At 41.1% G+C, this 26,910-nt stretch carries 19 protein-coding genes; 5 read left to right on the top strand and 14 right to left on the bottom strand.

What is annotated here, in order from left to right:
- Positions 1–130: 130 nt before the first annotated feature.
- From AC3KZC_RS04610 to AC3KZC_RS04575, 8 genes are all read right to left on the bottom strand, one after another.
- Positions 131–3,064: a TonB-dependent receptor gene (locus tag AC3KZC_RS04610; protein ID WP_490580271.1), complete on the bottom strand. Its 2,934-nt coding sequence runs from the start codon at positions 3,062–3,064 to the stop codon at positions 131–133.
- Between the two features lie 369 nt (positions 3,065–3,433).
- Positions 3,434–5,725 (bottom strand): TonB-dependent receptor, encoded by a 2,292-nt coding sequence (locus AC3KZC_RS04605; protein WP_490580272.1) that lies wholly within the window; start codon positions 5,723–5,725, stop codon positions 3,434–3,436.
- Between the two features lie 473 nt (positions 5,726–6,198).
- A complete protein-coding gene (locus AC3KZC_RS04600) occupies positions 6,199–7,062 on the bottom strand; it encodes a hypothetical protein (RefSeq protein WP_490580273.1) in 864 nt (287 codons plus the stop codon).
- Positions 7,063–7,094: 32 nt separating this feature from the next.
- Positions 7,095–8,969 (bottom strand): methyl-accepting chemotaxis protein, encoded by a 1,875-nt coding sequence (locus AC3KZC_RS04595; RefSeq protein WP_490580274.1) that lies wholly within the window; start codon positions 8,967–8,969, stop codon positions 7,095–7,097.
- 156 nt (positions 8,970–9,125) lie between these two features.
- A complete protein-coding gene (locus tag AC3KZC_RS04590) occupies positions 9,126–9,398 on the bottom strand; it encodes a hypothetical protein (RefSeq protein WP_490580275.1) in 273 nt (90 codons plus the stop codon).
- 319 nt (positions 9,399–9,717) lie between these two features.
- Positions 9,718–11,199 (bottom strand): carboxypeptidase M32, encoded by a 1,482-nt coding sequence (locus tag AC3KZC_RS04585; RefSeq protein WP_490580276.1) that lies wholly within the window; start codon positions 11,197–11,199, stop codon positions 9,718–9,720.
- A gap of 12 nt (positions 11,200–11,211) precedes the next feature.
- Entirely contained in the window at positions 11,212–12,549 is a 1,338-nt protein-coding gene (locus tag AC3KZC_RS04580) for a M20/M25/M40 family metallo-hydrolase (protein WP_490580277.1), read from the bottom strand.
- A gap of 171 nt (positions 12,550–12,720) precedes the next feature.
- Positions 12,721–14,901 carry a M3 family metallopeptidase gene (locus AC3KZC_RS04575; protein ID WP_490580278.1) on the bottom strand — a complete coding sequence of 727 codons (2,181 nt, stop codon included), beginning with the start codon at positions 14,899–14,901 and terminating at the stop codon, positions 12,721–12,723.
- Between the two features lie 276 nt (positions 14,902–15,177).
- On the opposite strand from AC3KZC_RS04575, the gene AC3KZC_RS04570 reads away from it, so the two are divergent.
- Positions 15,178–15,537, top strand: a complete 360-nt coding sequence (locus AC3KZC_RS04570; RefSeq protein WP_490580279.1) for a hypothetical protein — start codon at positions 15,178–15,180, stop codon at positions 15,535–15,537.
- 240 nt (positions 15,538–15,777) lie between these two features.
- On the opposite strand, the gene AC3KZC_RS04565 is transcribed toward AC3KZC_RS04570, so the two are convergent.
- The 4 genes from AC3KZC_RS04565 to AC3KZC_RS04550 all read right to left on the bottom strand — a co-directional run bounded on the left by AC3KZC_RS04565 (position 15,778) and on the right by AC3KZC_RS04550 (position 20,509).
- Positions 15,778–16,146 carry an MmcQ/YjbR family DNA-binding protein gene (locus AC3KZC_RS04565; protein ID WP_490580280.1) on the bottom strand — a complete coding sequence of 123 codons (369 nt, stop codon included), beginning with the start codon at positions 16,144–16,146 and terminating at the stop codon, positions 15,778–15,780.
- A 13-nt stretch (positions 16,147–16,159) separates the two neighbouring features.
- Positions 16,160–18,268, bottom strand: a complete 2,109-nt coding sequence (locus AC3KZC_RS04560) for a TonB-dependent receptor plug domain-containing protein (RefSeq protein ID WP_490580281.1) — start codon at positions 18,266–18,268, stop codon at positions 16,160–16,162.
- A gap of 56 nt (positions 18,269–18,324) precedes the next feature.
- The gene (locus AC3KZC_RS04555) at positions 18,325–19,827 is read right to left on the bottom strand and encodes a cryptochrome/deoxyribodipyrimidine photo-lyase family protein (RefSeq protein ID WP_490580285.1); all 1,503 of its coding nucleotides are present in this window, start codon (positions 19,825–19,827) and stop codon (positions 18,325–18,327) included.
- A gap of 229 nt (positions 19,828–20,056) precedes the next feature.
- Entirely contained in the window at positions 20,057–20,509 is a 453-nt protein-coding gene (locus AC3KZC_RS04550; RefSeq protein ID WP_490580282.1) for a hypothetical protein, read from the bottom strand.
- A gap of 274 nt (positions 20,510–20,783) precedes the next feature.
- On the opposite strand from AC3KZC_RS04550, the gene AC3KZC_RS04545 reads away from it, so the two are divergent.
- Positions 20,784–21,398 (top strand): flavin reductase family protein, encoded by a 615-nt coding sequence (locus AC3KZC_RS04545; RefSeq protein ID WP_490580283.1) that lies wholly within the window; start codon positions 20,784–20,786, stop codon positions 21,396–21,398.
- A 505-nt stretch (positions 21,399–21,903) separates the two neighbouring features.
- Here AC3KZC_RS04545 and AC3KZC_RS04540 read toward each other — a convergent pair.
- Positions 21,904–22,827, bottom strand: coding sequence for a hypothetical protein (locus AC3KZC_RS04540; protein WP_490580284.1), 924 nt, complete (start codon positions 22,825–22,827; stop codon positions 21,904–21,906).
- Positions 22,828–23,239: 412 nt separating this feature from the next.
- Between AC3KZC_RS04540 and AC3KZC_RS04535 the strand changes: the two genes are divergently transcribed.
- From AC3KZC_RS04535 to AC3KZC_RS04525, 3 genes are all read left to right on the top strand, one after another.
- The gene (locus AC3KZC_RS04535) at positions 23,240–23,380 is read left to right on the top strand and encodes a hypothetical protein (RefSeq protein WP_490580109.1); all 141 of its coding nucleotides are present in this window, start codon (positions 23,240–23,242) and stop codon (positions 23,378–23,380) included.
- A 212-nt stretch (positions 23,381–23,592) separates the two neighbouring features.
- Entirely contained in the window at positions 23,593–23,826 is a 234-nt protein-coding gene (locus AC3KZC_RS04530; RefSeq protein WP_490580110.1) for a hypothetical protein, read from the top strand.
- Positions 23,827–24,278: 452 nt separating this feature from the next.
- A complete protein-coding gene (locus tag AC3KZC_RS04525; protein WP_490580111.1) occupies positions 24,279–25,784 on the top strand; it encodes an MFS transporter in 1,506 nt (501 codons plus the stop codon).
- A gap of 72 nt (positions 25,785–25,856) precedes the next feature.
- Here the strand turns inward: AC3KZC_RS04525 and AC3KZC_RS04520 are convergent, their stop codons facing one another.
- A complete protein-coding gene (locus AC3KZC_RS04520; protein WP_490580112.1) occupies positions 25,857–26,888 on the bottom strand; it encodes a cytosolic protein in 1,032 nt (343 codons plus the stop codon).
- Positions 26,889–26,910: the final 22 nt, after the last annotated feature.

Raw genomic sequence — 26,910 nt, 5'->3', positions numbered from 1 at the left:
CCACTCCAAGATTTACCTTTAATTCAATGTGTTGTTAAAGCTTTTATCCTGCACTTAAGTTAAATAATCTCACCCATAAAAAAAGCCGCACGAGGCGGCTTTAAAATCTTCAGGGATTTATTCTAAAAGATTAGAATTTAATTGATGCGCTTAAACGCACATAACGTGGCGTTTCAACACTGGTTGGTAAACCATAAGATGCGTTGTAATCACCACCTTCAGACAGCGTTTCGTCAGTTTTAAGCACATTATTGACATTAAACAGGTTAAAAATGTCCATGCGAACTTGCGCATCTACACCGTCGATAAAGTCAGCGTTATAAACCATGTTTAAGTCCATTTTGAAGCGCCAGCCTTCACGGCCCATGCAACCACGTTGACACGCTTTATCAAACGGATAGTAAGTTGCACCATACTGGTAATCAGCTCCATAGCCATCAGGTAAACTATCACCAAATGCGCTCTTTGGACGACCAGATTGGGCAATCATGTTTGCACCAATAGATAAGTTATCTGTGATTTCGTAAGCACCATATACTTTAAAAGTATGGCGACGATCATTTGGTAATGGACCATTTGAACCGTCCATCAAATATGGGTAATCCCAGTCAGTTGTTAAACCAGCATCATCTTGACCGTTATCAGACTTCACATAACCTTCTGCATTACCGTAACTTTTAGCCCACGTATATGAAGTGTTAAGAGCCCAACCATCTGTAAACCCCTTAGTTAAGCTAAACTCTAATGCGTTATAAATACGCTTAGGCTCTGGATAACCAAGTTGATCTGCACTTAATTTAACTTGTTCACGAACACCATCACCATCGGTGTCATAAAACACAGTGACATCCGTATTAGGATTTGTCAGAACATAATAGCCACCATGACCCGGATCATAATCCCAGCCATTGGCTTTAATTGCTTCATCAATCGTGATGTCGTCGATAATGCTCTTTAAGTCACGGTGCACAAACTTCACACCTGTTGACCAATCATCATTGATTGTATGCTCAAAGCCTAAAATCAATTCATCTTGGTACATAGGTTTGATTGATGTATCAAGAATTTCAGCAGGATCAGCAGCAGAACCATCCGCGAATGTACGGCGATCACCTAACGGCGCTCCAACATTTGGTAAATCATTGGCATCCACACCGTTTAGGATGTTGTAATCCTCATAATACAATTCAGCACCAGCCATACGGACGTTCGTGTTAGAAGCAACAGGAATATGATAACGACCCCAGTTAGCAAATAACTTTGAGTTACCATCGCTGAAAACATCCCATGCAATACCTAAACGCGGTGCGAGCTGATTACTAATTTCGATAAACGCCTCATCATTCGCATTTAAGTTCTCGAACGATTCAGAACGCAAACCAATACGTGCTGTAATATCATCGGTGATACTCCAGGTATCTTCGATATAAAGAGCCATTGATTTACTGGTGAATGTACCACCATTTTCATACACACGTGTACGAACATATTCTAAATCATTCGGCGCTTCATATCCGTTAGGTAATGCACTGCCTGCAGCTAAGTTGCCATAACGGTAATAAACGTGACCAGAATAAAAAGTACCCGCTGTCGAGGTGTTATTTTCATAATCGACCCCCATACGAATCGAATGTTCATCAAAATAATCAATATTAAAGTTGATTTGTGATTGTTCGCGTTTATCTGCTTCTAAGCTAGCCGTGAAATTGACCCAACAGCCTTTTTCAACCCAGCTACCAGAGCGCGTGTCATACACAGCAGGACAGGCTTCATCAGCTGGATCTTGGCGAGTAGAGTTAAACTCTACCTCTGCATACAAGGCATCAATAGAAAACCAATCATTGATTCGGCCATCGTATTTCACTGACCACGTAGTGCCACCTGTTTTTGTTACAGGTTCACGCGCATCTCCTGTCGTTGAAGACGTTGATTTATTGTAATAATTTTTTTCATCGCTGAAGCCCCAAATCATTAATGAATGGTCGTCTGTAATATTCCAATCTATACGAGCCATCCACAGTGGGTCATTAGCTTCAGATTCTTGTAAATACCATTCTTCGGCACCGTTGTAATAACCAAGAGAGTGGCTCTTACGCTCTTTTGTCTGTGCTTGATAAAGGCCATAAAAAAATAACGTATCTTCAATGATGTCACCTGAAGCCCAGATTTCAGTCTCAACATCAGTAACCTCTAAGTGCTCTTCAGTTGAAAAGACGTCAAAAGGTTGAATATCACCATTGGCAGTGGCTATTTTATAACGCACAGTATCACGGTTTTCTCTTAACGCATCGGGCTCCCAACGGGCTTCAATACCAAAATCCCAACCGTTATTACCACGTTTAGTAATTGCATTTACTACACCACCGGTCGAACGTCCGAACTGAGCGGAGTAACCACCTGTTTTAACTTGGAACTGATCATAAGCACTAAATGGAATTTCAGAAATTGATGTGCCACGGCGAAAACCAGTTACATTTACACCATTGATAATAAAAGTATTTTCTGCAACTGACGCCCCACCAAATGACGCTAAGTTACCAAAGGCTGAATCACCTTGTGTTGTGCCTGGTGCAAGCAACGCAACGTTTACAACATCAAGTGCTATCGGTAAACGAGCCACTTCATCAGCTGTGATCGTTAATGCTATTTCAGGTGTTGATGCATCTACTAATGCGACTTTTGAACCTGTAACTGAAATAATTTCAATATCACCCGATGTCATTGCAACATCGATATTAACTTCATTACCAATGCTCACCTTTGCACTTTCAATTACTTGCGTTTGGTAACCCGCTTTTGTAATGGTAATTTTATACTCACCGATTGGTAAGTTTGGTACACGAAAGCCACCATTTTGGCCAACAACAGAAGTAACCGTTGCGCCGTTGTTTTTATTAGTAATTGTAACGAGTGAGCCCGCCAACGCTGATGATGTTGCAGCATCTGCAACCTTACCTTTTAAAGAACCAGCCGTATTGTTAGCAGCAAATGTTGGTGCTGACACTGCAAACAGTGCTGATACCGACAATGCGACCAATGAACGCCTAAAATGCATTTTTCTCATTATTGCTTTCCCCTTTGAATATTTATTACTTTTTTTGTTATTTATATGTTAGCCAATTTAAAATTAACAAATCAGCAACAACGAACATGTTATACAAAACAACAACAAAATGAAAATAAAATGTTACAAACAGAAACAAGTAGAGAGTAAAAAAAACAAAATAAAAAACAAAACACAATCAATACAAAAACTTAACCACAAACCAAAGTAACGGTAAAAAATAAAATTGAAACCAAATTTCAGGGGTAAGAGGAGTGGTGTTTTTTACAAAAAATATAAATACGAGGTTCTTGCTTAATAAATACACTAATTAATAAAAAAACCCGCAATAATGCGGGTTTTTAGTTGAGTAAATTTAGTAGGAATTAATTAAAAGAATTTAATTTTAAATTCAGCACCAATAAAGCGCTCTTCATTTACCATACCGGTATTGTTGTTAAAATCAACACCACCAATGATCACTTGCTCATCAGTTAAATTACGAACAAATGCTGATACTTCATATTCGTTATCATCTTGTGACCATGCATAACCTGCACGTACGCCACCTTCAAATAACGCTTCGCCAGTAAACTCTTTCGCGCGATACAAGAAGAAATCGATTTCAGAACGATATGACCAATCGGTATAAGCGAAGAACTCACCATCACCTAGTTCTTTGGTATAACGTAATGTGAAGTTAGCGATCCACTCAGGGGCATGTGGTAAACTGTTGCCGTCAATGATAGCTCTCTTCTCTGGACCATTCGGCCCATCAATTTCAAAAGTAGGGCTAGTAACAGTACACTGACCACATACAGCAATAACTAAATCAGAGCTATCTAATTCAGTATGGTTGTAACTTAGATTAAATGTCGCAAGCAACTCATCAGTTAATACCCATTCAGTATCCAGCTCAAAACCATAACCATTTGTTTTGTCAGCATTGATTAAACGGTTAAAGTTTGCATCACCACCGACCGCAGTTAACTGCTGATCATCCATTTGGTAGTAAAACACGGTTGCATTAACACGACCGCGGCCATCTAATACATCTGATTTAACACCCGCTTCAATTGAGTTGATGGTTTCAGATTTAGCAATTGTCACTTCATCACCAAACAAAATACGGCCTTGAATACTTGGCGCACGGAAACCATTTGCAATACGAGCAAAGAAGTTAACATCACGGCTGTATTTATAAGCCGCACTTAAATCCCAGCTTACATGGCTATCACTTGGGTTTGCGGTACGCATTAAATAATCCGGCGAACCATTCCAAGGTGTTGGGTTACTGAAACGTTCAGCAACAAAATCTTTGTCATCATCAGAATAACGAAGGCCAGCGGTTAGTTTTAGCTCATCAGATATTGTGAAATCAGCAGAACCAAACACAGCCCAAGCAGATGTTTGCTGATTTTGTTTTGCATAACCATTTTGTACGCCACCCGCTAAGGTATCGTAACTAAAGCTTTCAATGGTTAAATCTTCATCAAAATAAAACGCACCTACTTGATAGTTAAAATCACCATTAAAGTTGCTTGATAAACGAAGCTCTTGCGTGATTTGGTCGTGATCTGGAATCGCATCCGCACTTTCTGCAGCAAAGAAAATCACTCCAGGGCCCATCGCAGGCATCCAAGGGGCACCAAAACCGCCATCAACATCAGCACGCGAGAATATCTCTGCGCTATCCCATGCTGAAATAGACGTTAATGTATAGTCATTAAAGTCATATTCCACTTTTAGGCTTACACCTTGCGATTCAACTTGTTGCGTTGCATCTTTGGCTGCATCATGAAAAACAACATCGTTTTTAAAGTCTTTACGGATATTGTTAGTGCCTTTATCCATTAAATTTGCGTTAAATACGATTGGTTTGCCATCTAAATCACGTACGTGATAGTTCAATAATGCAGATAAATCGTCTTTCTTATATAAAAACTGTAAACGAGCCGCTTTTTCGGTATAGCCACCTAATACGTCTTTCTCTTCAAAACCTGGTGCACGGTTATCAATGTAATCACCTTTGTTTTGAACTAAAGCAGAAAAACGAGCTGATACGTGATCTGATAAACCACCACCAACCGCGCCTTCAAAATCCACTGCACCACGGCTACCGTAAGACACAGAGCCGTAACCATCAAAATCTTGTGATGGTTTTACTGAGTCAAATTTCACTAAACCAGCAGGCGTATTACGACCAAACAAAGTGCCTTGTGGGCCACGAAGCACTTCAATGCGCTCAATATCAAATACAGGGAAACCCTTTAAAATTGGATTTTCTTGAACAACGTCATCAACAACTAATGACACAGGTTGTGATGCGTTTAGATCGAAATCTGTATTACCTAAACCACGAACATAAAAACGTGGGAAAGTACGACCAAATGATGATTCAACCGTTAAACTTGGGATTTTGGCATTCATAAAACGAATGTCCATACCGGCTGAGCTGTATGCATCAAGGTTATCACCTTGCAATGCTGACACCGATACTGGCACTTCTTGTGCATTTTCAACACGTTTACGTGCAGTCACCTGAATCACTTCAAGCTGTGAATTTTTAGCTTTATTTTCGCCAGCTTCATCAGCTGCCATTACATTGGCTGATAAGCCTGCTGCAGAAAACAAAGCAGCATTAATTAAAACTGCAAGCGTAGATTGTTTCATTGCTTTCATGTCTGGATAAACCCTTAGAATCACTCTTTGTTCAACGGTAATATGTAGCGCCATATTACTTTGGCGGTATAAGGTTCAATTTTACGCGATAAGTACGCGGACCTTAAGGTCAAGAGTGCTGTGTACCTTAAGACTGAACATTATGGTGATAGAGTATAACATCTAATTACATTTTTTTTGCAATGGAATTAGACTTTAGCCGCTTTTTAACAACGTTAAGGCGCTTAAAACAACCATTTTAGGCACAAAACTGCATTTAAGCGCATTTTTTATGCGATCGCATTTAAACTTCAATTTGATTTTTAAGCAGTTTTTGTAACTAAGCCCCACAAAGGACAATTGCCCTTAAGATTAGCCTAAACTCAGCATGCAGCCACAAAATGTAAGCGAACAATTACATTTCAATAATTTTTGTTCTTAACGGCTTGTTTTAAAAAGTTTTCGACGAATAACCATGTAAATTACGGGTAAATTTATGGCTTTATTTCCTGCCAACTTGTTACTAACGGATTAATAAACCCTGCATCTAGATAAGCCTTTTGAATTTGCCCTCTCGCCTTTAAAATTTTCAGGCCTTTTTGTAATGCAGTAAACACTTGCGGGCCTAATGGATGGTGTTTTGAGACTAAAAAGTGACGACTATCATTGAGTGCCACTTTCACATTCGGTACTGCAACAAGCTGATACCCCTCGCCTTGGTAAGCAAAAGGAAACGTTGTATTAAAAGGAATTAACATCACATCAACCCAGCCTCTACTGACCATTTTTGCCATCGCAATCCAGTCACTTTCATGTAATAACGATTTAGGCTGTAATTGCTCTAGCGTTTGCCAATCAACTAACCAATCACGGCTTGAAACAACAGTGTGCAAATGAAAATGCCCAAGCTCTTTAATCTTTTGAGCTTCTTTATTATTGATGCCAGTAAAAACCCCTGCCACATACTGCCCTTTTTCAATTAATGGGTCTGAAATAAAGACATGCTCTTTAATTAACTCTGCTTGAGATAACCAAACCGAATCAAAACTAACGAGCAGTAGGCCTTTTTCGAGTAGACGCAGATTACGGGCGTCATAATTACCTCGTTTAAATTCAAACTCAATTTCCAAACCACCGAGTAACAAGGCTTGTTGAATTAAAATAAACTCCACCACATCGCGCTGAACGTTTTCACCTTTAAAATCATTAATATCAAGCAGTGAACGACCATTTATTAAGGTTTGAGAGTAATTATAAATATCTGTTTCTATGGTGATTTGAGCTTTATAGGGCTGATTATTTGCGCAAACTTGTACACAAAAAAAACATAAAAAAAACCCTATAAAATAACAGTTCATTTTAATCATCCTACGTTAACCATCACACTTAACTACACCTTAAACTGCTCTAACATTTGCTCTTGTTTAGCAATGTTGCTGACCTGATTGCGCATTGTGATATCAACACCATTTGCTTGCTCTGCAACAAGGTGTGATAAGTCTTTAATTTCAAATGCATTCTGATTGACCGATTCGACCACAATACATTGCTCGTTGATTGACTGCGCTGTTTGTAAGTTTAATGCAACAATCTCCTCAATCGCTTGGCGAATGGCAGATAAAGCACTATTAGCTTGCACTGCTTGCGTTTGCGTTTCATTGGCAAGTTGATTGCTACGCTGCATTTCAACTCCTGCTGATTTTGCACTGCTTTGCAGCTGATCTATTTTAGTTTTAATTTCGGTGGTCGCTTGTTGCGTGCGCTGTGCAAGGGTGCGCACTTCATCTGCCACAACAGCAAAACCACGGCCTGACTCTCCAGCCCTTGCTGCCTCAATAGCCGCATTTAAAGCGAGTAAATTAGTTTGTTCTGCAATGGAATTAATTACCGCTAAAATGGTTTCAATACCCGCACTTGACTCTGCAAGTTGCTGCACAACATCATAAGTTGCGGTTATCTGTGTCGAAAGTTGATTAATCAAAACGGTGGTTTTATTTACCACCGCTTGCCCTTCTATGGCTGAATTATCGGTTTTTTGCACCGCATCAGCGGCTTCTTTGGCTGTGCTGGCTATCACATTAGAAGTGGTAGCCAATTGGTTGGTAGCGGCAGCAAGCGATTCAAGCGCTGCCAACTGTTGTTGCAAGGCATTATTAGACGAAAGTGCGCCTTTGGAGGTTGACTGGGCATCACTCAGTATTTCATGACCAAGTTCTTGAATATCCTTAATTAGCTGCTGCAAACGAGCTGTAAATTGATTAAAACTTTGCGCCAGCACCGCAAATTCTTGCTCACTACTTTGTGCTAAACGCACGGTTAAATCAGCATTACCGGTCGCAACTTCATTCATTGCATTATTGATCAAAGTCAGAGGTCTTAGCATCACATTGACTAAATACCACAGCCCCAACACGCCTAAAATTAGGGATATAACCGAATAGATCATCGAGTCTTGGCGCATTTCACTTACAGCTGAAAATACCTTACTTTTTTCAAGTGTAACGCCCACCCACCAATCAACGCCAGCCACTTTATACAGCTTTACTAAATGCGCAGTGTCATCGAGTTCAACTTCTTGAAATTCAGTAGATATAGGTGTCTGGCCTAAAAACGTTGTTGTTGGTTGACCATTTAACGCCGCATTTGGATGCGAAATAATGCTGCCATCACCGCTTATCATAAAGGCGTAACCAGCATTAAAAAGGTTAACTTTATTGATCATTTCACCAAGATCCGCAAGGCTAACATCGAAAAAAATGGCGCCGTTAAATTGCCCTTGTTGCATCACGGGTGTGGCAATTGAAACCAAAATCTCTTTACTGACCGCATCAGCATAAGGTGCAGTAATAATTAGCTTTTTGGCATTTTTTGCATCTTGATACCAAGGGCGCTTACGCGGATCCCAAGTTGCACCGGGATCCCAACTTGGATCACTTGCAACATAACGACCGCTTTGTTCTTGGCCATAACCAATCAGTAAAAAGTTACTTTGCAAGATAGGTGCAGCCAAAATGGGTGCAGCAGCCGCTAAGTTCGGTGTTTGCTCAACCAGCGTGGCAGTTAAAGCCGCCAAATCAGCCTTTCCCTGAATTTGAGCACTCACTGTTTGGCCAATACCCGCAATAATGTCGTTCACACTGTGTGACACTTGCTGTTCAAGCTTATTTTGAATTAAAAAATATTGCTGCACTGAAATAAAAATTAAAGCGGCTAAAAGAACAAAAGAAGAGGCAAAAACGATTTTAACTTTAAATGTTACTCGCACATTAAGCCTAACTAGAGTTAAGAATTGAGTCTTTTAAGGTTAATCCATATCAGCGCAGATGCAAAAAAATCAGATTGAAAAACAAGCGAGTGACAGCTGTCCCTGTTTGTATTGTGGGCGGGCGTGTGATTTTTCATCCATGAGTAAAAACATGACTTAAATTTTAGTATTAAACTGATTTTCTTTGCGGCGATCTTGTTTCATTCGTGATTCAAACCATCGACCGCGGGCTAATTTCTTTTTACGGCGATCTTGGTTTTTACGACGTTCAGCTGCAACAATAGGGGTAACGTCACCTTCTTCTGTTTGCACAATCGGTTTAAGCACTGTTTTTGGTGCGTATTCACGCTGCTCACGCGACTTATTTTTTGTGGCGTTATCGACTTCACTCACTAAATAAGGTGTGATTAATTTAACGAGGTACTCCATTAATTCTCCCTGCGTACTGCAAAATCCTGATGCAATACCAATCGTAATAAATAACTGATCACCCTAGCTTGTTAAAACACTCGATAACTTCGTTAGATTTTTTGATTGTAGAATAACTACTTATCGAAAAAATCTGCCTTGTTCTCAAGCGTTTTTCCTACGCTATTTTTGATCACTTACTTATCGTGATTAGTATAAATTTATGAATCAAAAATATATCGGCACTCATATTAATAAATGAACTTTTATTTGCTTAACTTGAGAATTTTTCATCACCTAAACATAGAACTATGCTTAGGTGATGTGATGGAGCTAACCGTTACAAATAGCGCGTGATGAGATGCTGCTTAAAATAATCACTATTAAGCGGCTCACCTGTTGCGCTAATCACTAAATCGTTGGTCGATAACGTGCTGCCTTGCTGCCAAATATGTTGGTTTAACCAATTAAAAATTGGAGTTAAATTTTGACTAGTCACTGCGCTTGCAACATCAAACTCTTGGTTCATTTTTGCTTTAAATTGCGCACCATACATGGCCCCTAAGCTGTAACTTGGAAAATAGCCAAACGAGCCGTCGGTCCAATGAATGTCTTGCATGCAGCCATCTTTATAATTGCCCGTTGTATCAAGCCCTAAATAAGCCTGCATTTTTTGCTGCCATAAATCTAGTATATCTTGATAGCGAATCGTTTGATTGATTAAATCCCGTTCAATTTCGTAGCGTAACATCACATGTGCTGGATACGTCACTTCATCGGCATCAACACGAATAAACCCAGGTTGTACGCGCGTATAAATTTTTTGCAGGTTATCTACAGCAAAAATGCGGGGATCATTGTTTGGAAAATAGGCCGCGGCGAGTGGCGCTAATAGCTGAATAAATTCAGCGCTGCGACCGAGCTGCATTTCAAAAAATAGACTTTGTGATTCGTGGATCCCCATCGAGCGCGCAAAACCAGCAGGTTGCCCTGCCAAGTGTTTTGGTAAACCTTGTTCGTAACGCGCATGCCCTGTTTCATGGACGATGCCCATTAACGATTGCACAAAATCAGTTTCATCATAACGCGTGGTGATCCGCACATCGCTTGGCACTCCACCACAAAAGGGGTGTGAGCTAATATCTAAGCGTCCATTGGCAAAGTCAAAGCCCAGCAAGCCCATCACCTTAATCCCTAAAGCACGCTGTTGTTCAACCGAAAATTGCCCATGAGGGGCAATAAATGTTTCCTGTGCTTGTTTAGCAATTATGGTTTGAGTCAGTTCTGGGAGCCACGTTTTAACGCTGTTAAACACACCATCTAATTGAGTTGTCGTCACGCCGGGTTCATATAAATCAAGCATCGCATCATAAGGAGAAATCAGCTTCGATTGGCCGCGAATTTGGGCTTCTTCTTGTGATAAAGCCACGACTTGGGCAAAGTTGGCACTAAATCCCTGCCAATCATTTTTGGGCCGTTGGCTGCGCCATGCATGTTCACATTTTGAACCAGCAAGCGATTTGGCTTGCACTAACTTTTCAGGAATAACCGTCGCTTGTTGCCAGCAATTCATCATTTCGCGTAAATTTGCGCGCTGTGTCTCATCTAACGTTTCATTGGCTGCATTATTAAGCCATTCCCCTAATTGCGGCGCAGTCGATAATTGATGTAAATGCAACGCCAGCTCAGCCATCGCTTCGGCGCGCGCATCATTGCCGCCACTTGGCATCATGGTCGCTTGATCCCAACCACAAATTGACGCTAAATGTTGAAAATGGTTAATTTTATTAAAGTGTTGCGTTAGCTTTTGATAATGGCTCATCGACTATGATTCTCAGTGTGTTTTAGCATTGGCTGCGTGCGCCAAGCGATAAAGTAAAATGGTGGTTTTTTCAATATTCTTTTTTAAAGAAGTTAAATCTGCAGTCTCGTCCTTGGTATGCGCACCTTGTCCCATTAATCCTAAACCATCAAGTGCCATCTCAACATGATTGGCTGCAAACGAAATGTCAGCCGCACCGGCTTGGCGCGGGTTAGCAGCAACCACCTTGTTGTAACCTAAATCTCGACTCACCTCATCATAAATCGCTAACAATGAAAGATTCCCTTGAGTCATCGCCATAGGTGGATAACCGGCTTCAAAGGTCAGTTCTGCCTGCGAATGCTCGGCTTTGGCTGCAACAATTTTTTGCATTACCGCCATGGCTTGCTCAACTTGCAATACCGACAACGCGCGTAAATCGCCAATCACTTTCACTTCTTGTGCAATCACATTACTTTTACCAAATGCGGTGCCAGACGATTGCTCTTTTTGATAATCAATTCGCGTACCACCCACTATCATTCCGGGGTTAAAGGTTAAATTCTCTTCATTTGCAAGCTGCACTCGAAAAGCCTCTAAAATACGTGCCGCTTCAAAAATAGCGCCATAACCGATTTCAGGATTAAAAATGCGTGATGAATGTGCAGGTTTTGCTTTAATGGCCAACTCCCAGCCGGTATAACCACGTCTTGCGGCCATCGCGGTATTAATATCGTTATCACCGTTTTCAAAGCCCAGCGCAATATCAGCCCAAATAGCGGCATCAACAATGGCTTGTTTTGAGTCACTTAAAGGCTCGCCACTGCTTTCTTCATCGCCAGTTAATACAATTTTGATGCTTAAATCTTGTAATAAATCGAGCTTTTTAAGAATACGCATGGTGGCAATAATAATGGCATTACCGCCTTTCATGTCTGCCACACCAGGCCCTGACGCTTCGGTTTCACTTAAACGCGTAAAAGTTTGAAAATCATCGTCGGCTTCAAATACCGTATCTAAATGACCAATCATAACTATTTTAGGCGCATTAGGATTGGCACTTTCATGCGTTGCCACAATATGCCCTGCGCGATTAAAATGACTGCCATCAAGCCATTCAACCTTAAACCCAACCTCTTCAAGCTGTTGTTTTGCCAATGCACCTACTTGCTTAACCCCTGCAAAATTCATACTGCCGCTATTTATGTTTACCGCTTGTTCGAGTTCTTTTAATGTTTGCGGTAACAGCAACTGCGCTTGAGTCACAATATTCTTTTCAATGTCATTTAATGCGGTGCTGCTATTGGATAATGCTGGCAAACAAGTGCTGACAGCGATTGCTAATAGCGTTTTTCGGATCAGGGGCAGCATAAGGTCACTCTTTAAAATTGTTTTAACCAATATCCAGCAAATAACTCAGTGATTCAAATAAAATTCGATAAAGATCACTTTTAAACTGCTTAAAAAATAATCCTGTGAGTTAAAACAATAAAAAAAGGCCTCAAAGAGGCCTTACTGGTTGGGGAACTTCTAAAATCTTATTTATTGTGTAACTGGAAAACCACGGTCACGCATTAATGCGCCCACGTCAGCATCTTGACCACGAAATAAGCGATATGCTTGTGCCGGATCAATCGCATTTCGCACCGAAAATAAATGCTCAACTAACTTCTCAGCCATGGCTTTATCGTAAAAACCACCAGGGCTGTTAGCAAACGCTTCTGCCGCATCAGAGGTTAAGACCTCCGCCCATAAGTAACCGTAATAACCTGCGGAATAACCCTCACCTGAAAAGATATGACCAAACTGCGTACTACGATGACGCATGACCAACTCTTTTGGCATGCCTAAACGTGCAAGCTCTGTTTGCTCAAATTTTGCAGGGTCGATTAATGCTGGATCTGTAGTGTGGTACAGCATATCCATCATTGCTGACGCTAAATATTCAGTGGTGCTAAAGCCCTGATTAAACGTGGCTGAACGCTTAATTTTCTCAACTAAGCTTTTTGGCATCACTTCGCCCGTTTTAGCGTGTACTAAAAATTGACTGATCACTTCATCGGTGGTTAACCAACGCTCAAGTAGCTGTGATTGAAACTCAGTGTAATCTCGCACGCCCGAGTTTGAGGTTGGATACGCCACTTTAGCCGATAAGAAATGTAACGCATGGCCAAATTCATGGAAAAATGTTTCGGCATCAGACCACGATACTAAGGTTGGCTGCCCTTCAGGCGCCTTAACAAAGTTTGAATTGTTAGACGATAACACCGTTTTTTCGCCATCAAACGACGTATAACTGCGATACGTGTTTGCCCATGCGCCAGAGCGCTTACCTTTACGGCCATATGGGTCGAGATACCATAAACCGATGTGTGCACCCGACGTTTTATCGGTCACTTCCCATACTTTTACATCTTCATGAAATACAGGCACTTTACCCTCAGCAACTGGAGTAAAGTTAAAGTTAAACAAGCGCCCTGCCACATAAAACATCGCTTCGCGCAGTTTATCTAATTGCAGGTATTGTTTTACTTCGTTTGAATCTAAATCGTATTTTGCCTTACGCACTTGCTCGGCATAAAAGCGATAATCCCACGGCTCAATGGTAATGTTTGCACCTTGTTGATCTGCTAAAGCTTGCATGTCTGCCACTTCTTCTTTAACGCGTGCAATGGCTGCTGGCCATACTTTATTCATTAAACCCATCGCATTTTCAGGCGTTTTGGCCATGCGGTCTTCTAAACGCCACTGGGCATAATTATCGTAACCAAGTAATGCAACGCGCTCATCACGTAAGGTTAAAATCTCTTTGATCAGACCATTGTTATCAAACTCATCACCATTACCAGCACGGTTGTAATAGGTTTTCCACACTTGCTCACGCAGCGCACGCTCTGTTGAATAGGTTAAAAATGGATCCATGGATGAGCGAGAGTTAGTAATGGCAAATTTGCCTTCTTGACCACGCTCTTTAGCCGCCCCCGCAGCTGCTGCAATTAATGACTCTGATAAACCACCTAATTGCTCTTTGGTTAAATACAACACGTATTTTTCTTCATCAGCCAATACATTGTTAGCAAATTGAGTGTGAAGACCAGCCAAAGTTTGATTAATTTGCGCATAACGCGCTTTATCAGCTTCATTTAACGTTGCGCCATTACGAGCAAAATTATTGTAAACCAACCAAGTAACGCGCTGTTGCTCTGGGGTTAGTGTTGCTAAATCAGCTGATTGATAGACCGCTTTAACACGGTTAAATAACGCTTCGTTTTGAGTTATTTTTGAGTTAAAAGCCGATAATATTGGCGCCATTTCACTTTGAATAGCACGAAATTCAGCGCTTGACTTGTTTGAGCGCCAAATACCGTAATAAGTAAATACTTGGTTTAAATCAGAACCTGCACGCTCTAAAGCCGCAATGGTATTATCAAAATCAGGGGCTGCAGGATTGGCGGTAATGGCGTCTATTTCAGCTAAATTAGCAGCCATTGCATAATCAAACGCAGGTTTAATATCAGCCAATTGCATTTTGTCAAAAGCTGGTACGCCATTATATGGACCGCTAAATTCTTTTAATAAGGTATTCGTTTGTACAACGGGAGCAACAGCTTGCTCAGTGACACTGGTTTGAATAGGTGTTGATGGTGTTGCTGCTTGCTCGGTACAACCTGCTAACGCAGCGCACACAGCCAAGCTTAAAAAAGTAACGATTGGTTTATTCATCACAGCACTTCCATTTATTATTTAGAGTTATGGCGAAATCGCGATAGTGGCATAGTAAGAGCCCATTAAAAAACCACAATCGAATTGCGGTAGAGTGTGGTTTTTAAGAGATGTAGTAACCAAAACAGCAAAAGAATGAGTAAGATAAACACGGTTTAAATCAAACATAAATTAAGACTAACACCGTAATTAAATCCGCCCTAACATATTGTTTGGCGCTAGCTAGTACTGACCTTTAACGTTATTGTGCGCCTTAGAAATAGTGGAGGTAAGATAATGCCAGTGATATGGTTTGTTATTAGCGCAGTATTTATAAAGGTATCGTTTTTAGGTTTAGGCATGCTTGCTATTTTAATTGCCGCTATTGCATTAGGTGTGCTCAGCAGTCGCTTTAATCAGCTAGTTCCAGTACAACAAAGTCAATTTAGCCGCTTATTTAAAACGGGATTACTCCTGCATTTTTGTGTTTATATCGGCTTAATTCTTAAACTCACTTTTATTGATGGCTGGCAAGATGTAGCAACCTTTATTGTGAGCCACCTTGTAATGCACCACATCATGAGCAGCCTCATTGGCGCTATTGCCCTGATTATGGCGATCCGTATTTTTAACCAAAGGCATGCAGCTCGTTTGTAACGTGACGCTGGATTTGCGCGATTTAGCCCTAATAACAGTGCCATAAAATCGCCATTTGAAAGTGCTCTACAAGGTAAAGATAATTACCTCTGCTGATTTTGAAAATACGCAATTGCCAATTTTTAAAGCTGGCTTATCAGTTTCAAAATAGGGTAAAAGCCATTTAGAACGGGGCGTTTAGCGGTATGTGGTGAGCATTGCTGCACAGCGCTTACACCACCCCGTCGAAAAACAACTAATTTAAGTGGCAGATAATTGGCTTAGTATCTGCTGTTGAACTGTTTTACTCAATTTACTCACCACTAAATTAAACGAGTTATCTATCAACCTCATTGTTTCACTCTCAGAGACTGAGCCGTCAAAATACACGCTAATCCAATGCTTTTTATCCATGTGATAGCCAGGAGTAATGGCGCTATAAATATCGCACAAAGCCGCAGCTTCATCAGGCGCACATTTTAGATTAATCATCATCAAATTATTTCGCATGCCCACCAGCGCAAACATTTTGTTGTTTACTTTAAACACCGAAACATCATCACCAAATGGGAAACCGAGCGTAGTGACTGGTTTGGCTAATAAATAAGCCTTTAACTCTTCAAAGTTCATCTCTCGATACCGCTTAAAAAAACCAAGAATATTTTAAACTCACCGCTTGCCCGCGACTTGGTAACTCATTAATTGCAATACCATTGCTGCTACCAATTTGCTGAATAACGGGCACTTGATAGGTTTTATCAAGTAAATTACTGACTTTTAATTGCCAGCGATGACCAGCAGCGGGCAAAAATACCACTGAAGCATTCAAAAGTGATAACGAGTTGTGGTCATTTGTGATGGCAATATTATCGCGATACGACCATTGTAATTGTGCTTGCCATTGGCTCGCGACTTGCCAATCAAGTATGCTCATCAGGTAATTATCTGGGCTCAGTTGCTCTGAGGGCACTAAATTTGTTTGTGCTTTTATCTCAGATTCGTTGCTAAATAAATGGGTTGCGTGACCACGTAAACGGACAGCCTCGCTGACATTCCAACGCCATTCAACCTCAACCCCAGAGGCTGAGCTTGATGCTATATTGGCAAGTGCTACGGTATCACCCGAATCAAACCCTATTAAATCGGCAATGTCGTTATGAAACAACGTGGTTGCAACAAAAAGTTGGCTGCTCGTGTAGTTATAGATAAATTCATAAGATTTAATGGTCGATGGACGTAATGAGGTATTCCCTTGCGTTAAACCGCTTTCTTCATCGTACAAATCACCCAACGAAGGTACACGATATGCCTCACCATAAATACCTTTTAAAATATGACTTTGCGAAGGTTGATACACCAAAGCAAAACGAGGGTTGAGTTTATTGGCAATATCATTATAACCGTCAAAGCGTAATCCCATGGTGAGATTAAGCGTATCTGTTAATGTTGTTTGAGTTTGTAAATACGCACTGCGAATAAGGCGTGTTTTATCAAGCACAATTCGTTGCTGCGGTTGGTTAAATACGGTCACTGTTTCAAGCCATTCTAAGTCACCATATAAGTTGTAGTTACTTTTTACATAACCATCTGGCAGTTTACTTTCGCTCCATTCAACACCCGCTGAGAGCTGCCAATCATCATTAATTTTTTTGGCCCCTTCTAACGCAAGTTGAAGTGATTGATAACTAAATTGCTCACCAAACAAAAAATCAGCTTGAATAAACTCGCTATCATCTTGCGCAGCTAACATCGCGATAGAGTCTCTTTCACCTGTTTGCCATTGGGCTGAAAATGTCACATGCTCTTCATTTTGCTGCCAGAATTGATAGCCAAGCTGATGGATCCAGTTTTCAAGTTGAGCATGATTGTGCTTATCGCTGACTCTGCGAAATAAATAGTAGTCTTCAAAGGCGGAGCGCTGTAAAAAGCTATGCCAACTAAAATCAGCGTATTGAAGGCTTAATTCAAGTTGTTGGCTTTCAATTGGATCTTGCGTACTGGTTTGTAACCCTAAGCGGTCATAAATATTATGGTATTGTTCGCCATCATCTTGATAAAGCGACCCTGCCACACCCCAGTTAAATTTACCAACGGAGCCATCTAGGGAAAAATCAGCTGCGACCATGCCATTATTGCCACCCGACATGCTCACGTAACGCTCTGTTCCGGTAATAATATTAACCACACCATTAAAAGCATTGGCACCATAAAGTGCCGATCCAGTACCGCGGATCACTTCAATACGCTTGGCATTGGCTAAATTAAAATGACGAATAAGGTAATTAATACCACCGGTGTAATCTTCATTAATCCGCCGCCCATTCAGTAAAAACAAAACGGTATTAGCATATTTTTGTGCATGTCCACGTGTGACTAAATAAGATTGATTCCCTTCAACAGGGCTAAAAGCGGGGTAGAAACCAGGCACGTATTGCAATAACTCAATTAAATGAGTGACACCTAAATTGGCGATATCCTTCTGTGAAAATAAACTCACAGAAGCAGGGCTTAAGTTAATTTTGGTTTCTGCTTTATTTGAAACTGACACCATAACATCAAGCAAGTCTTCCATACTCAACGTAAATAAATCAACATTGCCATCATTAGCTGCCAAGGTGGGTAAGCTGTGTAGGCTTGAGACAATTAAAAGCGTAGGAAAAAAACGTCCGTGCATTGACTTCGCTCCTCTAGAAAACTCTATCAAGTGTAGCTGCTCTTTAAGCTGATGAATAAAATAAAATATTTTTTTCATCAGCGATTGCTTAAAACTAGGGCGTGTTGACGATAAAGTTATTGCGCTGCCCGCAGCTACGAGGCTCTACCGGTGCGTGTTGATTTTGTTGAGCGCACGCCAACATTTACATGGCGATTTAAGATAACGCCAACCTCCTGTTTAACCTCTTTACGATCACGAAATCCCCATAAACGTTCGCGGGCTGATTGGGCGGCAACATCAAGGTCAATCATCGGAGAGTGGTAATCACGTGCTAAATCAAAATCATTAAATATGGCTTCCATCGGCGGTTGCAACCAAGGCTGATGAATATATTCGGTCGGCAAGTTTTTAAGCTCTGGGCACCATGTGCGAATAAAGGTGCCATCGGGGTCTTGATCTTGCGATTGTTTAATTGGGTTATACAACCTAATGGTATTAATGCCTGTCACGGAGGCCTGCATTTGAATTTGTGGATAATGAATGCCCGGTTCAAAATCAAGAAAGTATTGCGCCAATGGCATACTTGCTTGCTGCCATGAAATATTAAGATGATGAGTCACAAAACTGACCAGCATCGCCCGCATGCGAAAATTAATATAACCAGTGTATTTTAAGCAGCGCATACACGCATCAATGATAGGTATGCCCGTATTGCCGTGCTGCCAAAGAGCCAAATCATGTTCAACCTGCGCATCGGTGCGATAAGGATAATTCAGATACGCCACGTTAAGCGGTTCAAACTCAATGCGAGATTCACTTTCAAACTTTTGCATAAAATGGCAATGCCAATGCAAGCGCGAAATAAACGCTGCTAGGGGTTTGCGCCACCCCCGTTTTGCACTGTCATAATGACCAATGGCTTGATGATAGACTTGACGCAAACTAACATTGCCCCACGCCAAATAAGGCGATAAACGCGAACAATGTATTTTGCTTAAACTTGGGCTAGAAATCCCCCTTTGATACCCCACCCCTCGCTCTACAAAAAAACTCGCGATTACAGCACGCGCTTGTTTGGGCCCACCAAGCTGAAAGTTTTCATCCACCGTTTGATAACACTCATCAATCTTAGGCACTTGATAATCAGCCAAAAAAACGGTATTTACTTGCTGCCAATTAGGCGTTGAAACCTGAGATAAAATACTCTGCTGCCATAGTTGCTGCCAATCACGTCGATGTTTTTTACCTCGCACCACTGCGCCTGTTTGCGTTTCATGCCAAGCAACCTTGTTACTTTTGCACCATGCGCCGACCGCTTTATCACGCATAAACGTATTATTAAGCCCTATTTCTTGATGACTAAATAAAGTGTTTATTTCAAATTGCTGATTTAACCGCATAAGCAAGTCGAGCATCGGTTCATTAAAAATATAAATTTGTGTCTTAAACCGAGCCAACTGCTGATTTAAATCAGTAAGCGATTGCCAAACAAACCGCCAATGGCGCGTCGTGTAATGGGGATCATCAAGCAATAAAGGCTCAAAATTATAAATGAGCAACACCGGAACCGAACTAGCAAAAGCATGCTGCAGCGGGGCGTGATCAGATAAGCGTAAATCTCGCTTAAACCAAACAATATTTATTGGTGGACGCATGATGATAACAAAAAAAATAACAATTTTTTCAATACGCAGTACAACCACTTTTCGATCGTTTAAACAATCGAGCAGCACTCATAGCACCAGTCACACCAATATCAATACACAGGATGCGAACCCTAAAAGCAAACCAGCAAAAAGAAACCGTTTAAAAACAACTAATGTGCAATGAGAAAAGGAATAAAATAAGCCACCCCTAAACAGAGTGACTTTCAAAGCGGGTATCTCAAACAGACTTGATAATAATGTACTCTAATTCGTCTTCCGTTAATAAGTGCTCAAGTTGCTGTTTAATTTCAGCCGCACTGCCCGTGAGTTTAAATTCAATTTCTTGCTCATTATCATCAAGCGCCACCATAAGTAACCCATTGCGAACAAAAAGATTAGCAATACGTTTAATGTCAATTTCAACAGGTTCATTTAAATACGAAGGTGAAAGGTGCGTATTACAAATATGCAGGTTATTGTCATGGCGCTGCACTAATGACGTTAGTTGATTCGCCTGTTTAAATTGGCTTGCTTGCTTGGCTGCATAAGTCACAAAAAACGCCGTTGCCGCAAAAGTGCCGAGCACAAACACTTGATAATCAAAACCAACCAATACAATAAACGCGATACTTAATACTAAAAAAAGTATGCCGATAAAAAAGCTCACGCTTTGCCATTTATTTTCAAACATGTATCACTCCATTATTAAACGCCATCAACACCCGTGTTTTGCGTTAATCACACAACAACAAGGCACTGACTCTTATGGCCGCCAATTTAGCACTGCTACCAATAAAAAGTCATCAAAATCGGTCAAATAACCAATGCCATCAAACAAGGCATAAAATAAATATTAACGCCTTTCACTTATAACGACTCGGTGATTTAGCTAAGCTTTACATGCCCCATATAACATGCGATGTTTGCAGCTCTTTAGTCACCATTTATAACCAATAAGTATCGTTATGATTATTGATTTTTCTAGCCTTTCGCCAAATGCCATTTATCACACGCTCACCCAAACGTTAATCCCGCGTCCTATTGCTTGGGTATTGTCTAAAAACCCACAAGGAGTAATAAACCTTGCGCCTTTTTCGTATTTCACTGCAGTGAGTTCAAACCCGCCTATTTTAATGTATGCCGCCGGGCAAAAACCAACGGGAGAATATAAAGACTCAGTGGTGAATGTTGAAGCAACAGACGAATTAGTGATCCACATTGCAAGCTCTGACCTTGCTGATGACGTAACGCAATCGGCCGCAACCCTGCCCAATGATAGCTCGGAGTTAGATTTACTTGATTTAGAGTTAGTCGATTTTGATGGTTTTAGCCTTGGCCGCATTAAACAATGTAAAGTCGCTTACGCCTGTAAATTACATAAAGTAATTGAAATGGGCGACCTGCCAATGAAGTTAATGTTTGTTGAAGTATTAAAGGCTTATGTTGCCGATGACATTATTGAGCAAGACGAAAAAGGCCGCAGTAAAATTGATGCCCTAGGGCTTGACCCTCTTGCTCGTTTAGGCGCTGCAGAATATGCAGATTTAGGTGATGTTTTTAAAATCAGCCGCCCTAAATAAGATCACTTTTTACCTATAACTTAGTTTTGGTGAGAAGAGCACAATAAGAGTGAGCTTTGTCAGATTTTATTAATAGGATTCAATAAAATCTAACTGCGCCATAAGCGAGCATTATTGTTTCGTGACGTGTGAAGTCAAGATCTGCCCCTTTTATGGGTTCTTAAGCAATTAAATAAGGATTGCCGTGGGTGCTTGTAGCTTGGATAAAAATTGTGGGGATCCCTCAGGATTTGACCCCTTAGGTCTCCTCAGCCTCAACGAGGCTGTAGAATAACTCCTACAGCCAAATCCAATTAAAAAAACAAGCTCCTGTAACCAACCCTAAGCGCTTTTAAGGCATTAGGTAATGCATTTGGAACCCAGAAAACAGCCTATTTTTCTTAAAAAAGAGAAATTATACAGCCTCAACGCCCGCTTAACAGTCGCATAAAAGCTTGGCTAAAATTAGGAACAAAGTGACGCAGCCAAGCTTTTTGCGTCCTTTGTTGAAGCTTTTTTTATGTGCTTAATCCAACAAATGGTTATATTTTTCAGGAAGTAAACTAAACTCTCCCCAACCTAAGCCTTGAAAGCACAAGCCTGTTCCATTTTGTTTTACTGTGCCGTAAACGATTAATATACAACCAACTGAATTGTCATCAATGCCATGTGCTTTTTGATCTTTATCTTGAGACTTTAAACAAAAATCCCATACACCTTCTGCATTATTTTCAAGGTAAGTCATTCTAAAGTTAGTTGGCTTTTTGTGCTCACCAAAATGTGCTGTCCTTACAATTTTTCCGTAATAAAAACTAGGTACGTCAGTTTCTTCTGAAACTGTTTTAACACTTTTTAAAAGGTCTATAAGTCGAATAGCGTATTTTTTATTAGGCAGATGGAAGTATTTATATAAGTTTTCGTCAAAATTTCGGCAGAGACCAGCTACAGTTTTGATCCGACTAGGCAAGGCAAATGTTTCGCCATTATGGCGGCCAATTGCTACCTCTGTAGTCGGCCCAGCCTGATCTTCTACAGGAGTTTCATCGTAAATCGCAGGTTGATCTTCTTTGGGTTCAGGTTTGTTTTTTAAAAAACGACTTATAATAACCAAGTTTTCATCGTCAATTGCTTTCTTGGCTTCCTCCCAGTTTTCGTACCTTTTACCCTCTGGTTTAATCGACTTTAAATCACATTTCACGTTTTTATAAGTTCTAATATGAGCAAAATATGCTTCTCGCCCATTGGTAAAATGCTCTTTTTCTTTTGGCACACGGTTAAGATTAGTAAAACAACCTGGGCAAAATAAGCTCCCATCCATATCCGTTTTATATTCAGACGGAATAATTTTCTTTGCATTAGCTTTGAGTAATGCAGGATTTCCCTCTTCGTAGCTCCAATGTTCCATTTGATAAGCAAACTTTATTCTTCTATTTGACTCATCTGCACCCATGTAGCCTCCTTACTTGATAGTTAACTCAAAGAATCAATGGGGTTTTGCCTTTAATCATAAAAAGTAAAACTTAACTTCAACCCCTATTGCACATTTTTAAATGCAATAATCAGCAAGGTTATCGATAAACTTTATAATAGACAATAAGATACAAGTTTATTTTCCTTACAACTTATTACGAGCGAGCTATTTTATATCGATGAAAAAGCGGCCGAGCTGCGCTCGCCTTCGCAAGCAGGCTTGCACCTACAACCAATTTCAAAGCTCACGCCGATGCAAACAATTCCCCCTTAAATCAAACCCAAATCACGGGGTCAGGTCTTGCATTGTGCTACCCTAGACTCAAAAAATCAAACCCAAATCACGGGGTCAGGTCTTGCATTGTGCTACCCTAGACTCAAAAGAAGAATCAATGGAGTCACGCTTTGCTTTTTGGCTAAATAATTTAATTTATCTTAAAGAAAAACCTGCCGAGCTGCGCTCACCTTCGCAAGCAGGCTTGCACCTACAACCAATTTCAAAGCTCACGCCGATGCAAACAATTCCCCCTTAAATCAAACCTGAAAAAATAGATTTGATGAATAATGCGAGACAGGAAGTCGAGCAAGCCATGCTAAGGCAGGGATTGCCGCTTCATGGCGTTTATGGTTCACATCAAATGTATTTTTGAAGAGTCGTTTGATTGAGGGGCGTCGAGGGGTTCCAAGGGGAGACCGGCGATAGCCTCCCCTTGGCTGCCGTCGCCAGTGCGACAACGATGCCAATTTGAAAACCAGTCATGTTTTTAAACAACATTCGGGTTTAAAATCACGGGGTCAGGTCTTGCATTGTGCTACCCTAGACTCAAAAGAAGAATCAATGGAGTCACGCTTTGCTTTTTGGCTAAATAATTTAATTTATCTTAAAGAAAAACCTGCCGAGCTGCGCTCACCTTCGCAAGCAGGCTTGCACCTACAACCAATTTCAAAGCTCACGCCGATGCAAACAATTCCCCCTTAAATCAAACCTGAAAAAATAGATTTGATGAATAATGCGAGACAGGAAGTCGAGCAAGCCATGCTAAGGCAGGGATTGCCGCTTCATGGCGTTTATGGTTCACATCAAATGTATTTTTGAAGAGTCGTTTGATTGAGGGGCGTCGAGGGGTTCCAAGGGGAGACCGGCGATAGCCTCCCCTTGGCTGCCGTCGCCAGTGCGACAACGATGCCAATTTGAAAACCAGTCATGTTTTTAAACAACATTCGGGTTTAAAGCACCGACAAAAGCGGGCAAGCTTCGCTCGCCTTTGCAAGCAGGCTTGCACCTACGCAAATCCACAAATCACAAGCACGTCGCGGCATTTAAAACAAAGGCGGCCGCTCTGCTGATTACAAAGTCACACCCTTTGTAACTTGGAAAATCACGCTCATTCCTCTAGTATCTATCAGCATCCGTTCATCATGTGTATTCAAATGAAATCATTTCCTTCTTTGTATTTTGCAAATCTCTTTTTAATCAGTGGTACAGGTTTACTGACCACCTATCTTGCCCTTTATTTAGGCCAGCATGGCGTCTCGACTTTTTGGATAGGGTTAATGACCTCGTGTTATTACCTCGGCCTGTTACTTGGCTCAAAACTCGGCTATCGACTGATAATATCAGTTGGCCATATCCGAACCTTTGCCGCAAGCACTGCGGCAGTAACTGCGTGCGTGGCAGCGCATGGCGTTACCGATAATGTCTATATTTGGTTGGCGCTGCGGTTTTTTGTTGGGCTTGGCATGATGTGTAACTACATGGTGCTCGAAAGTTGGCTCAACGAACAGGCGGCGCCGGAATCTCGTGGCCGAGTCTTTTCGTTTTATATGATCACTTCTTATTTAGGGATGATTCTAGGCCAATTTGCCTTAGCGCAATTTCCTGAACTGGGTTATGCACCGTTGTTTTTAGTCTGTATGGCGTTGGCTATTGGTATTATTCCAATTTCTATCACCCGAAGAATTCACCCCAAACCGTTAAAACCGATACAAGTGAGCTTATTTGGCTTCTTTAAAAAAGTGCCGCAGTCACTCACTGCAGTGTTATTTGCCGGTATTATCAATGGTAGTTTTTATGGTCTTGCCCCTACGTTTGCGAACTTGTCAGGCTTTAACGCCGAGCAAATTGCCATTTATATGTCGGTCACTATTTTTGCGGGTTTATTAGCACAATGGCCGATGGGGCTGTTGTCTGACAAAATTCGACGTAGCATTTTAATTCGTACCAATGCGGTGGTGATTGGTGTTATTAGCCTTGCATTGTTTTTTCTACCGACAGCGCAATTACAGTCTTATATCTTAACGTTTATTTTTGGTTTATTTGCCTTTACCTTGTATCCGCTTTCATCGGCACTTGCTAACTCTCGGGTCGAAGATGAAGACCGCGTGGGTGTGTCGTCTGCGTTATTGGTTGCCTTTGGCGGCGGTGCGGCTATCGGTTCTGCAGTCAACGCCCAAGTGATGACTTATTTTGGCCACCAAGCCTTGTATGCTTCTATCACCGTGTTAACTGTGGTGATGTTTTTATTACTAAGCTTCATTAATTCAAAACAAAAAGCCGAAAAACCAGCACCAAGTGATTATGTGATGGGCACTTCTGATGTGACCAATTCACCGCTTGCTTCAACTATGGACCCGCGCATTGAAGAAACCACCGCCCATGAACAAATGCTGGTAGTTGATGACGTTGATACGGCTGAAGAGTTTGATGAGATTGATGAGATTGATGAGTCTGATAAAGTTAATAACCTTGCTCAAATGGACAATGACGAAGCAACCGATAACACTCTTAAAAATCATCGCCAAGGCGAGCTCTTTGGCGACAATACGAACAGCGATACAAACAACTCCGAGCACTCGTTTAATCACGGTCAAATGAAAGACGTGAGCTCGTTAGATGACGACTCAGCAAACAAACCAGCATCAAACAAACACCCTTAACCAAGGGCTATAAAACAAAAAAGGGATGTAATCATTACATCCCTTTTTTATATCTATTACCTCAAAACATCATTATTCAAGCTGCTTGAGCTTGTGCTCCACCAACGGGTCGTCTGGTGCAAGTTGCTGCGCCACTTTTAGCAACTCAATTGCATCTTCAGGGTGTTTATCTTGGTATTTTAAGGCCACATCAATCAACGGCTGAATATCGATTTGTGCTTGATGCTCTTGCACATGTTCTTCTTTTTCAGCAATTACAATGTTATGCGCTTTGCTGAGTAATCCTAAACGGTGCGCCGAGTTTTTATTGGCTCTATTGAGACGTTTGTAATAATCCTCTTTAAAGCGCAAGGTTTTAGTTTGTTGGCGAAATTGAGCAATTTCAATTTGCTGATTACCAATAAAATCAACCGCAACTTGTTTGTAAAAACCAAATTTATTGAGGTAGGTTGCATGAGTGCCATGCCCCATACCAAAGACCCGCAAATGAGTTAACTGCCCGTAACGTTTAGCATGCAAACGGTCAATGCGATTGGTTGGATCGTAAATAATATACCCTTTGGCGTGACCTAAATCGAGGTCGTGATAATCACCTTGCCAATCAAATTGCTGTGCGATGTCGGTGCTTGAGCGGTCATCCCATGGCGCTGTGGTTTTGTTTTTAGTACTAACAGGATGAAATAACAATACTTCATCAAGCTTTAGCAAATTGGCAAACGCCCCAACAGCAAAACCACCGCGGCTTAAGCCATAACCTAAACGTTGATTAAACGGCTCAAGCAAGGTTGATAATTGTTCAAGAAAGAAGATTAAATTACGACTGCGAAACCAGTTACTTTTACCTAAGTGCTGGAACGAAATAATATTAACGCCTTGCTTTTTACCGAGCTTGTAACCCCAAGGGGCAAAATCACTGTGAAGGTCTTGCTCTTGCACATTGGTGCCAGCAGGTGAAAAGGTGAAGAGTAAGGGTTTATCGGGGTCAACAAAATCATACTTCACAAACACATCGTCAAGTAAGTCATCGCCGCACATCGGAAGTCGAGCCTTTTGCTCATCGCGCGAAAGTGTTAACCATTCATCTAACCAATATAATAACTTCATTCATCCTCCACTTGAATCAAGT

Source organism: Pseudoalteromonas sp. J2K-J031, from assembly GCF_058197095.2.
The sequence above is the reverse complement of the archived record's forward strand: the minus strand, read 5'-3'. Positions and strand labels throughout refer to the sequence as shown.